This window comes from Agromyces sp. NPDC058484 (assembly GCF_042720415.1).
Classification (GTDB): domain Bacteria; phylum Actinomycetota; class Actinomycetes; order Actinomycetales; family Microbacteriaceae; genus Agromyces.
Genome location: NZ_JBHXMP010000001.1, coordinates 401,811 through 410,979 on the forward strand (window position 1 = coordinate 401,811; position 9,169 = coordinate 410,979).

General features: G+C 66.3%; 15 protein-coding genes and 1 pseudogene. 10 read left to right on the forward strand and 6 right to left on the reverse strand.

The window, feature by feature from the left end; all coding sequences use genetic code 11:
- The first annotated feature begins 47 nt into the window (after positions 1 to 47).
- The 6 genes from ACFWN7_RS01935 to ACFWN7_RS01960 all read left to right on the forward strand — a co-directional run bounded on the left by ACFWN7_RS01935 (position 48) and on the right by ACFWN7_RS01960 (position 2,996).
- Complete coding sequence (locus ACFWN7_RS01935) at positions 48 to 362, forward strand: hypothetical protein (protein ID WP_376936982.1); 315 nt, start codon at positions 48 to 50, stop codon at positions 360 to 362.
- Positions 359 to 508, forward strand: a complete 150-nt coding sequence (locus ACFWN7_RS01940) for a hypothetical protein (protein ID WP_376936983.1) — start codon at positions 359 to 361, stop codon at positions 506 to 508. Before ACFWN7_RS01935 ends, ACFWN7_RS01940 begins: the two co-directional genes overlap by 4 nt.
- Before the next feature lie 269 nt (positions 509 to 777).
- Positions 778 to 1,908, forward strand: coding sequence for a phage major capsid protein (locus ACFWN7_RS01945; protein ID WP_376936985.1), 1,131 nt, complete (start codon positions 778 to 780; stop codon positions 1,906 to 1,908).
- Entirely contained in the window at positions 1,908 to 2,477 is a 570-nt protein-coding gene (locus ACFWN7_RS01950) for an HK97 family phage prohead protease (protein ID WP_376936987.1), read from the forward strand. Before ACFWN7_RS01945 ends, ACFWN7_RS01950 begins: the two co-directional genes overlap by 1 nt.
- Entirely contained in the window at positions 2,477 to 2,701 is a 225-nt protein-coding gene (locus ACFWN7_RS01955) for a hypothetical protein (protein WP_376936988.1), read from the forward strand. The genes ACFWN7_RS01950 and ACFWN7_RS01955 overlap by 1 nt, the downstream gene beginning before the upstream one ends.
- On the forward strand, positions 2,691 to 2,996 hold the full coding sequence (locus ACFWN7_RS01960) for an HNH endonuclease (protein ID WP_376936989.1): 306 nt from the start codon (positions 2,691 to 2,693) through the stop codon (positions 2,994 to 2,996). Before ACFWN7_RS01955 ends, ACFWN7_RS01960 begins: the two co-directional genes overlap by 11 nt.
- A gap of 158 nt (positions 2,997 to 3,154) precedes the next feature.
- On the opposite strand, the gene ACFWN7_RS01965 is transcribed toward ACFWN7_RS01960, so the two are convergent.
- Entirely contained in the window at positions 3,155 to 3,787 is a 633-nt protein-coding gene (locus ACFWN7_RS01965) for a pYEATS domain-containing protein (RefSeq protein WP_376936991.1), read from the reverse strand.
- A gap of 179 nt (positions 3,788 to 3,966) precedes the next feature.
- Positions 3,967 to 4,278 (reverse strand): hypothetical protein, encoded by a 312-nt coding sequence (locus ACFWN7_RS01970; RefSeq protein WP_376936992.1) that lies wholly within the window; start codon positions 4,276 to 4,278, stop codon positions 3,967 to 3,969.
- A 154-nt stretch (positions 4,279 to 4,432) separates the two neighbouring features.
- Between ACFWN7_RS01970 and ACFWN7_RS01975 the strand changes: the two genes are divergently transcribed.
- Positions 4,433 to 4,738 carry a hypothetical protein gene (locus tag ACFWN7_RS01975; RefSeq protein ID WP_376936993.1) on the forward strand — a complete coding sequence of 102 codons (306 nt, stop codon included), beginning with the start codon at positions 4,433 to 4,435 and terminating at the stop codon, positions 4,736 to 4,738.
- 182 nt (positions 4,739 to 4,920) lie between these two features.
- Here the strand turns inward: ACFWN7_RS01975 and ACFWN7_RS01980 are convergent, their stop codons facing one another.
- Both ACFWN7_RS01980 and ACFWN7_RS01985 read right to left on the reverse strand, forming a co-directional pair.
- Positions 4,921 to 5,067, reverse strand: a complete 147-nt coding sequence (locus tag ACFWN7_RS01980; RefSeq protein WP_376936994.1) for a zf-TFIIB domain-containing protein — start codon at positions 5,065 to 5,067, stop codon at positions 4,921 to 4,923.
- 10 nt (positions 5,068 to 5,077) lie between these two features.
- Positions 5,078 to 5,284: a hypothetical protein gene (locus ACFWN7_RS01985; RefSeq protein ID WP_376936995.1), complete on the reverse strand. Its 207-nt coding sequence runs from the start codon at positions 5,282 to 5,284 to the stop codon at positions 5,078 to 5,080.
- Positions 5,285 to 5,743: 459 nt separating this feature from the next.
- On the opposite strand from ACFWN7_RS01985, the gene ACFWN7_RS01990 reads away from it, so the two are divergent.
- Complete coding sequence (locus ACFWN7_RS01990; protein ID WP_376936996.1) at positions 5,744 to 6,145, forward strand: hypothetical protein; 402 nt, start codon at positions 5,744 to 5,746, stop codon at positions 6,143 to 6,145.
- A gap of 303 nt (positions 6,146 to 6,448) precedes the next feature.
- Here the strand turns inward: ACFWN7_RS01990 and ACFWN7_RS01995 are convergent.
- Together ACFWN7_RS01995 and ACFWN7_RS02000 are read right to left on the reverse strand one after the other, a co-directional pair.
- Positions 6,449 to 7,294, reverse strand: a pseudogene (locus tag ACFWN7_RS01995) (ATP-binding protein); the annotation flags it as partial.
- A gap of 169 nt (positions 7,295 to 7,463) precedes the next feature.
- Positions 7,464 to 7,682, reverse strand: coding sequence for a helix-turn-helix domain-containing protein (locus tag ACFWN7_RS02000; RefSeq protein ID WP_376936997.1), 219 nt, complete (start codon positions 7,680 to 7,682; stop codon positions 7,464 to 7,466).
- Positions 7,683 to 8,241: 559 nt separating this feature from the next.
- On the opposite strand from ACFWN7_RS02000, the gene ACFWN7_RS02005 reads away from it, so the two are divergent.
- On the forward strand, positions 8,242 to 8,442 hold the full coding sequence (locus tag ACFWN7_RS02005; protein WP_376936998.1) for a hypothetical protein: 201 nt from the start codon (positions 8,242 to 8,244) through the stop codon (positions 8,440 to 8,442).
- Complete coding sequence (locus ACFWN7_RS02010) at positions 8,439 to 9,134, forward strand: hypothetical protein (protein WP_376936999.1); 696 nt, start codon at positions 8,439 to 8,441, stop codon at positions 9,132 to 9,134. The genes ACFWN7_RS02005 and ACFWN7_RS02010 overlap by 4 nt, the downstream gene beginning before the upstream one ends.
- Positions 9,135 to 9,169 lie beyond the last annotated feature (35 nt).

A 9,169-nucleotide genomic window follows, 5' to 3' on the forward strand; every position in this document is an offset into this window, starting at 1 on the left:
CGGGTCACTTCTACAGAACGCTGATGACGAACAGGAAGGAACGAACCATGGACATCTCAGGCATGAACCCCGCGGACATCTTCCTCGGCCACGTCGGGGGTCAGCTCGCCCTCGCCGCCGACCTTGGCAACGAACGCCTGTACAAGCGCATTCTGCGCGGCTACCTCGACGGCGGATTCGACGTGCTCGATCTGCTCGCGTGGCAATCCAGAGAACTCGGGGCCGCGTTCTCACAGCTCGCGGCGCTGACCGGTGGCCCACCATGGCAGGAGACGATCAAGCTGCGCCTGCTCGACATCGAGGCGTCGCTCCCCGTGGCGGTGGCCGAGGAGGAGGAGCGCGACCGGCAGGACGAGGAATGACGTTCATCGACGACGACGACGCGCCCGAGGGCATGGTCTGGGTGCCGACCGCTCGCGGCATCTTCGGCGACCTTGAGGACTGGAAGCTGGTGCCGGTGGAGGCCGCCGCCGACTGGGACGTTCGCCGGTGGAAGCCGAGGCCGTAGCCCTTCAAAACGGAGAGTGTTCTCCGGTATGATGGGTGGCAGCAACGCAGCACGCTGACAGCCTGCCAAGGCCAAGGCCCAGGACCCCGACGGGGGCACGGCCGAGGAGCTAAGGCGGGAGCAGCGGCAGCCGCGATGTGAGCGGACACGTTCCGGCCACCGCCGAGGACCCCGACGGGGGCAAGGCGCAGGAGCTAGCACGAGGATCACGCGCAGCCCATACCGGCGCGCCCCTGTGCCGGGTGATTCGCACACCTCGGAGGCCCACCATGAGCACTCTCCTCCAGCAGCGTCAGGCGCTGCTTGATCAGGCCAACGCCGTCATCGCATCGGCGAAGGCGGACAACGACCGCACCCTCACCGACGACGAAGAACAGCAGGTCAAGGGATTCCTCGACGGCATCGAATCGCTCGATGAGTCGATCGCCCGCTCGGAGCGGATGGACGCCATCTTCTCCAAGCTGAACAACATGCCCGAGACGATCGACACGGCACCGGGCTCCATCACGCAGGGCAGGCTCAGCCTCAAGCAGGCCGCCGCGCCAGCGTTCACGGCGTTGCAGGAAAAGGCGCTCGTGGCCGGGTCGAGCATCACGGTCGAGACCCCGATCCTCGCCGACATCACCCCGTCCGACCGTGCCCCGATCTCGTTGCTCGACGTGATTCCGGTGACGGTGCGCGGCGTCGTGTACCGGTATCTCCGGCAGACGGCCCGGACGAACCTCGCGGCGGCGGTCGCGGCGGGCGGCACCAAGCCGCAGTCCACGTACACGGTCACCAGCACGGACGCCCGGCTACGGGTGGTGGCGCACACCTCCGAGCCCATCGACAAGTACCTCCTCGAGGACGCGGTGAACCTGCGCCGGTTCGTGGAGACCGAACTCCTCGACGGGCTCCAGCATGAGCTTGAGCGGCTGATCATCCTCGGCAACCCGGGCGGTGCCAACGCTGAAGAGTTCACGGGATTAAATCTCCAGAGCGGCACCCAGACCGCGACCGGCACCAGCCTCGTGGCCGCGCTCAGGCAGGCCATCACGAAGCTCGAAAACGTGTCCGCGCAGCCATCGGTGTTCGTCGTGAACGCCGGTGATTTCGAGACCGCGCAGACCACGCGCAACACGTCCGGCGCGTTCGACTGGGGTGTGGACGGCACGCCTGTGGACGCGGGTCGTCGGCAGGCGTGGGGGGTCCCGATTATCACGAGCGCCAACGTCCCGGCGAACACCGCGTGGGCGCTCGGTGCCGGTGCAGTGGAACTCGCCAGCGATGGCCGGATCGCCGTCGAGTGGTCCGACGACGGACTGTTCACCAAGAACCAGGTCCGCGCCCGCTGCGAGGGACGATTCCACCTCGATGCATTCAGACCCGGAGCTATCGTGAAGGCCTCTGTGGTGCCCTGATGCCCACCACCCAGACCATGCGCCGGAAGCTCGCCCCGCCCGGCTCGATCAAGGCGGACAGGGCGGGCACCTTCCGCGCCTACCCCTCGACGTTCACCCGCCAGCCCGACTCCTACGGCGATGTGGTGCACCGGCATGCGTTCGACGCCACCCTGCAACGCTGGCGGGAGTCCGGGAACACCATCCCCGGCCTGTTCGGCCACCGGATGGATGATCCCGCGATGTTCGTTGCCGGGGCCGACGACTACGGCACCGATAAGACGGGCTGGTGGGTGTCCGGGACGTTCGACCTCGACAACCCGGTAGCCGAGCAGGTGCACCGGCTCGTCCTGTCCAAGCGGGTCACCCAACTCTCCTTCGCGTTCACCACGCAGGAAGAGGGGCCGGTGACGCTTGCCGACGGCACGAAGGCGAACGAGCTCCGCGCGGTCAACGTGCACGAGTTCAGCTTCGTCCCGGTCGGCGCGAACCCCACGACGTTCGTGGAGTCCGTGAAGACCGCCCGCGACATCCGGGAGATTCGGACCGCCGAGCTGGAGCTACGGCTCCGTCTCGCGAGGATGCGCTGATGGTCCAGCCGCTGCTGTGGAGCGACCTCGACGCCCTGTTCCGGAACGCGCGCCTGAACTTCGGCTACGCCCCCGGCAACGTGCCCACCATCCGCGTGGAGTGCGAGCTGGCGGACGGGCGGCGAATCGCCAGCTACTTCAGCTTCGAGACCACGGTCGGCGAGATGGTCGGGGAAATGGGTGCCCTCGTACAGGCGTCCACGGAGGTGCCAGATGCGGGCTAGATGGGCACGGAGCACGGACGTCTACAAGCGGGTGCGCGCCGAGTTCCGGGAACAGTGCGAGGCCGAGGACGCGCGGTGCTGGCTCTGCGGTCAACCCATCGATTACGACGCGCTCCCGGGTACCGCGTACTCCTTCGAGGCGGACCATTTCTACCCGGCGAGCACGCACCCCGAGCACTTGAACGACCCGGCGAACCTGAAGCCGTCGCATAAGCACTGCAACTCCAGCCGTGGCAACGGGGCACCGCGAGCCGGACTCGGCACCATCTCCCGCGACTGGCTGCGCAGCGGATAGACCCCCGGGGGCGGGTGCGCTTCGTCGCTCACACCCGTCCTCGGGTTGTTGACGGGGACGTCATGGCTCGTAGGTTAGTGAACAACGCTTAGGGGATTCACGCCCAAGCGTTCCGCTCAGGGATCGGCATTCGCAACGCCCGCAAGGCGTATCGAGCTTCAGCTCGTCGGTGCGATAGCTTCCAGAGCCAGATCGGCGGACGCGAAGTCCAGGTACCGCGAGAGCAGGGCCTCGTGCCCATCGTTGAACGTGACCTTGCAGAGGCAGATGGCGGGCGCGTGTGCTGATGTAGAAAAGCCCATGCGCCCGCTCCCGTCGTTCTCGACGGCGACGCCACTCGGGTTGAACTCCGGTCCCAGAAAGAACTCGGCACGGACGACATCGCTAAGGTCCTCCGGATTTCCGAACCTGCCACGGCCCCACCCGTACAGATAGGCGTAGATGTCGTAGCGCTGTCCTGGCTTGTCGGATGGGGCGACCACATGGACCAGATGCACGCCTCGTTGGTCCTTTCCGAGCCTCTCGCGAATGTCCGTAAGGTCCTTCGACTCCGAGATCGTCAGTGCCTGCGGTTCCACATCGTCGGCGGACTCAAGGCGGGGCAGGCCCGTCGCCGCGCGTCTCAGTAGGCCGGAAATGCCGAAGACCTTCAAGCGCATCTCGTCGCCTTGACTTATGCGCCGCTCGATGGACCGCATGATCCCACCCCAGTTGCGTCGGCCGAGGACGAGGATGACCACGATGAGCCCTACCCAGGCGAGTGTCTGCAACAGGGGGATCCATTCTGACATCTCATGATCCAACCACGCGCGTCCGAAAGCCGGTACTTAACCCGAATAGGGGCTCGGATCGTGACGTTCCCATCCCTACCACCACTCCCTTGGGTAGTGGTTTTACCCCCCCGGACACTTTGACCACCCCGGGTGCTACAAGGGCTGCTACAAGTTGCCCGAGCCCAGACTTCGCGGTTCTAATCGTCGAGGAAGCGACGGAGGTCGGAGACTACAAGCTCGGGAGAACTGCGATGAGCCTCGGCAAGGCGGTGTACCAGCCAGTTGGTGCTCACGATCATGCCCCCGAGGAGGTTCGACGCGTCGAGTGCGAGGTGCTCACGCTCTTCGTCGTAGTCACCGGTGACCGCACCATCTACCGCGTTGATGCGCTGTAGAGCGAGGTTCATGGCGGCGACGTTTGCGTCCCCGTCGCCCTCGGGGTCCCACGCCACCACGGCGTCGAGGAGAACGTGAGCGGACTGCCGACCTGCGTCAGGGATGTTTGTCATGCTCCTCATTGTGGTTGGAGCATCTGACATCGGCGGGCTCGGGGAGTTTCGTGGGCCGAGATGGTCGTTGTCGAATCGTCGTCGTTGAAGGGAATATCGGTGGTCACGACGCCCCGGGGAACCACCCGGTCGGCGCAGCCGAAGGGAAACGATCATGACCACCACCACCAAGACCGCCGCCAAGAAGCCCCCGGCGAAGAAGGCTCCCGCCAAGAAGGAAGCCCCGGCACCGACGCCCGAGCAGGTGGCAGCACAGAAGGCGACGGAGAAGGCGCAGGCAACGGCCCGCACCGAACTGGCCAAGGTCGTCGCGAAGAAGGCCGAGCTTGCCGAGCAGGAGCGCCGGATTATCGCGACCGCCCGTCAGGCCGGTGTCTCGTGGCAGAAGCTCGCCGACGCGCTGGGGATGTCCACGATGGGGCTCCGCAACCGCTACCTTGACCTCGCGGGCGACAAGTAGCATCCAGTACCTGAGCCGGGGCGCTCGCTTCTCACCGGAGCGGGCACCCCGGCTCATCTACTGCCCGGACGAGCGCTCACCCGTAGACGCCCCGCTAACGCTCTCGGCACCCCACCCGGGACGTGGGTACCTGAAGAGCCGGGAGAACGCGGGAGAACGGCGTACAGGGCGTGCCGGGTTTCTTACAAGCGGGTAAGTCCGCACTCCGGGCAACGCCAGAACACCGCGCCGTGCCGTTCGACGGCTTCCATCGGCGACAGGTCATTGGGGCAGTTGGGCACGCCCACTTCCTCGAGCCCGCCGTCCCCGCTGCCATCGTCCGTCGCCATCCGTAGCAGCCTAGATGCTCGGCGGCGTAGCGAGAATCCTCTGTACCTGCACGATGTCGAGTCCGGTCTGTGCTGCAATCTCGTGCACCATCAACCCCCGGTCGAACGCCAAGTGAACGTAGTAGGCATCGAGACGGTCGAGGGCTTCATGGTCCTTCTTCAGAAGGCCGAGGAAGGTCTTGACGACCGCGTCGCCGGGATCGGTATGGTTGGTCAAGGTTTCTCCTAGCGTGAGTGACTGATGAAGCGGCCCGAGGACTCCTACCTCCTTGGGCCGCTTCGCCGTTGTTGACGGCATCACAAGCTTGGGGGCGACCACGGCGGCGTGCAACCCTGCCTGTGGATAACTCTGGGGACATTCCCGGAGAAACGCGGACGGGCATGTGCAGAGATTTTGTGGAGAGCTGTGGGAATCGCGTGAAGACCGCGACGAGATATTGCTCTGATCAGGCAGATCATCGTTCCACACCTGTTAGCAGAAAGAATTTCAGAACAACTCCGGTACTTGTGCACGGCTATGGGACAAATCAACCCCAGTGCCCCTCCGGAAAACGTCCGGATCTCTGGGGGCTTCCGTTGCTGCTGCTAAGCCGCCTAAGCTCGCTCTCATGCAGCCTCCACTCTCCAAACGCACAGGCACCCGCCCTGTGCGGAATTGGAGAGAAGGAGGTCCGCAATGGACAACTACGACGAGCACGAGCGACCGAACGGCTGGGTCGAGTACGAGCGACGGCTGGTAGCGACGTGGGCGTGGCTCAAGGCACGGCTGGACACTAAGTACCCCGACGCTCACGGAACACCCAAGCTGCTGCGTCGGTGGACGATGGGTGACTGGGGGAACTGGCCCTCATCAACGACCCCGCTGCTCGGGGATGGTGGCCCGGGATCGATCGATTATCCGGAGGGGCCGGAAACCATCACGCTGTTCATGGGCCTGCTCCGCACCGTTGTCACCGAGGAGCTAGTCGAGGCGCTGGCCTACGAGTTGGCGGCGGTGCGAGCGGACCGGTTGGGGGTTGAACACGTCGTGGACGAGGACCAGTCTGAAGAGGCCGAGTCCGGCGGGGTGGGCTCGTGATGGGCCTCGGTGCTCGCCCTGGCCCCGACGACGTGGCCGCCACGGTACGCATCATTCGTGAGCTGCCGGTTCCCACGTCGAAGCAGGAGGAGATGGTGGAACGCCTTTTCTCAGACCGGGAGGGCTCGCTCCTGCTGGTGGCCGCGGAACTATCTGAACTGCGCCCCGACCTCGTGTCCGAGGTGGTGGCTCGTAACCTCCGGCGCATGGCCCCTGCCGCGAGGGTGATCTTGGAGGCGTTGAGCAAGCACGACCTAAACCAGATCTCCGAACTGCGCGCCCGTGGTCTCGTCACCCCCGAGATCACAGCCGCCGCCCGAATACTGAGATGGCGGTCATAACCCTCCACCTATGTGATTCACGTGTCCACGCGGTCTTCAGCACGCGGTCGTAGCCGCGCATCGTGATTCCCCCGCGTTCGAGGGCGAAGTCGAATGCCGCCGTGGCGCGGCCGCCCGGGTGCAGTCGACCCGCTCCACGGAGCCAGGGGCCGGGCATCTCGGCATTCGTGCGCCACGGCGTGCCGCGCAGCCGCTCCCGCGCGACCGCGCGTGCGTCGACGACGCGCTTCCGAGCCTCGGCGCTCGAGAGGCCCGGCCGCTCGTCGGCGACACGGAGGGCGGCGGCGGTGATCCGCGACACCGGGACCTGCAGATCGATGCGGTCGAGGAGCGGGCCCGAGATGCGCCCGAGGTATCGCCGACGCATCATCGGCGTGCACGTGCAGTTCGAGTCCTTGACGCCGGCATTGCCGCACGGACAGGGATTCGCTGCGATCACGAGCTGGAATCGGGCGGGGAAGGATGCGACCGCGTTCGCACGGTGGATCGCGATCGTTCCGGACTCGAGCGGCTGCCGAAGCACGTCGAGCACCGATGATGGGAACTCCGGCGCCTCGTCGAGGAAGAGCACGCCGTGCGTCGCACGCACCGCAGCGCCCGGGCGGATGACCCGGGTGCCGCCGCCCACCATCGCCGCAGCGGACGCGGTGTGGTGGGGCGCTTCGAAGGGCGGGCGCTCGGAGAGCTCGCCACCGACAGAGAGGCCGGACAACGACCGGATCGAGGCCGCCTCGAGCGCGGCATCCGCGTCGAGATCGGGCAGGATCCCCGCGAGCCGTGCGGCGAGCATGGTCTTGCCCGCGCCCGGTGAAGGAGGGATGTTTTCGTTACAGGTTTCCCTATGCAATCATAGCACAGACGGTCAAAACGGTGTGAATTCCACAGTGTTGGAAGTGGGCGTCAGATCACCCGTTCGAGACGCGGACACATGGCCGAGCCGCCCCAGGATCGCACCCTGACCAGCGACCTGCGGGCGACTATCGCTCGGGGCTCAACAGCGCCAGGGCCGCCACCCCCAGCTGGGCGGCGAGCACATCGACTGAGTCGAGCGTGAGGTTACGCTCGCCGCGCTCGATCCCGGCGAGGTACCGCGGGCTGACCCCGAGCTCCTCGGCGAGCTTCTCCTGCGTCATCCCCCGAGAACGACGGAGGTCGCGCACCTGCGCACCCAGCGCCGCTTTGAGGGAAGTTGCCACCAATCCAGCGTCATGGCGGGTAGCGATGACTTCCAGGTAGTGATCGCTTCCAGTAGCGTGATGGAATGCGCTCAGATACGAGGCGAAACTGTCCTGCCCACAGCGCGCCAGAAGCCGCGACCGCTGCAACGGCGGAGTGCACGTGCGGCATCCGCGCCGCCGCCATGGCCGCGGTTGCGCTCCGACCGATCCCGCAGGAGGCCATCCACGCCGGGGCTCTCGCCGCTGCCCGTCTAGCTCTGCGTCAGGCGGGCATCGCGCTCCCAACTGCCCAGCTGCTCCCGACAGTCGGCCACAACGACAACAAGGCTGGCCCCGGAGCCCGAGACGAGCGCGCAGCTCCTTGATTGTGACGGGGCGATGGATCGTGGACGATGCGGACGGTTCGCCGATGAAGCGAGGTGCCCGAACGTGTGCGCCACTCCCCCGCATGCGCACGCCGGCCGAGCTCTCAGGAACTGGCGCGCCGGCACGCTGTCCCGGTCAGCACCGAGGCTGCTCCGTTCGTACCTGTGGAGAACTTCTGCCCCGATGAGACGACCAGTCGTAGGCTCACGATATGGACTTCGAGCACATCGACGGACCGGACGGCCTGGATATCCGGGTGCCTCGTGACGAGGCATACCGGACGTGCTCGACGTGCGGTGGCGACTGCGAGCCGGAGCCCAGCGCCGTTGACGGCCTCGGTGTGCGGATCATGTGGGTATGCCCCGAACATGGCGCGCAGAGCGTCGTGGATCCCTTCAGCGATCTGCGATGAGCCGCGCTGATGACGATCACCTCCGCTTCCTCGTCAACGCGATCAGGTGGGAGAACGCAGACGTCACAACGCAGCTGTGGGAACGTGGCTGGTCTGTCGCTGACCCGAACGTGCCCGATGGCGAACCGCTTGAGTGGTTCTGGCCGCCGACCGCCCCCGTCGGCTACGGGGGCCTGCCCGACTGGAGCCACGACACGATGCAAAGCCGGCCGCACCTGTACGGGCCGAGGCAAACGCCGTGGACGTCGCCGACACGCATCACCAGTACCAGAACGGGCTGGCTCCTTGAGTACGGACGCGCGATCGCGCAGGACCCAGACGAACCGCGCGAGTACTCCGACAGTGCTGAGCTCATCGCCGAGCTCGAGCGCATCCAGTGGTGGCCGATGGACGTCCAGGAGGCAAAGAGGATCCGGGAGCAGCGAATCGCCAGCACCACCGCTGCGCTCGCCCGCGACGACCACTACCGGACGGCGCTCCCCACGGAGCCGTACGCCAGCAGGCTCAACGCAATCAGGAAGCACACCCTCCGCGAGCAGAGCCACGCGGACGACAAGGCTCCCAGCATGCCACGGCAAGCGGGAGATCTGACCGCGCAGTTCCTCCTCGTCGACGCCGACGCCTGGGCCTCCGCGGTACGCACGGCCCGCGCTGGCGGTGCCGGCTGGGGTCCGAACGGACCCGAACCGTAGTCGACGTCGGCAACAATGACGGCGGCCAAGTCGGC

Excerpts from the sequence above, each read along its gene's own strand:
- ACFWN7_RS01955 (WP_376936988.1), top strand. The coding sequence starts at position 2,477 with ATGGTCCAGCCGCTGCTGTGGAGCGACCTCGACGCCCTGTTCCGGAAC.
- ACFWN7_RS01965 (WP_376936991.1), bottom strand. The coding sequence starts at position 3,787 with ATGTCAGAATGGATCCCCCTGTTGCAGACACTCGCCTGGGTAGGGCTC.
- ACFWN7_RS01950 (WP_376936987.1), top strand. The coding sequence starts at position 1,908 with ATGCCCACCACCCAGACCATGCGCCGGAAGCTCGCCCCGCCCGGCTCG.
- ACFWN7_RS02005 (WP_376936998.1), top strand. The coding sequence starts at position 8,242 with ATGGACTTCGAGCACATCGACGGACCGGACGGCCTGGATATCCGGGTG.
- ACFWN7_RS01975 (WP_376936993.1), top strand. The coding sequence starts at position 4,433 with ATGACCACCACCACCAAGACCGCCGCCAAGAAGCCCCCGGCGAAGAAG.
- ACFWN7_RS02010 (WP_376936999.1), top strand. The coding sequence starts at position 8,439 with ATGAGCCGCGCTGATGACGATCACCTCCGCTTCCTCGTCAACGCGATC.
- ACFWN7_RS01960 (WP_376936989.1), top strand. The coding sequence starts at position 2,691 with ATGCGGGCTAGATGGGCACGGAGCACGGACGTCTACAAGCGGGTGCGC.
- ACFWN7_RS01970 (WP_376936992.1), bottom strand. The coding sequence starts at position 4,278 with ATGACAAACATCCCTGACGCAGGTCGGCAGTCCGCTCACGTTCTCCTC.
- ACFWN7_RS01935 (WP_376936982.1), top strand. The coding sequence starts at position 48 with ATGGACATCTCAGGCATGAACCCCGCGGACATCTTCCTCGGCCACGTC.
- ACFWN7_RS01990 (WP_376936996.1), top strand. The coding sequence starts at position 5,744 with ATGGACAACTACGACGAGCACGAGCGACCGAACGGCTGGGTCGAGTAC.
- ACFWN7_RS01940 (WP_376936983.1), top strand. The coding sequence starts at position 359 with ATGACGTTCATCGACGACGACGACGCGCCCGAGGGCATGGTCTGGGTG.
- ACFWN7_RS01980 (WP_376936994.1), bottom strand. The coding sequence starts at position 5,067 with ATGGCGACGGACGATGGCAGCGGGGACGGCGGGCTCGAGGAAGTGGGC.
- ACFWN7_RS01945 (WP_376936985.1), top strand. The coding sequence starts at position 778 with ATGAGCACTCTCCTCCAGCAGCGTCAGGCGCTGCTTGATCAGGCCAAC.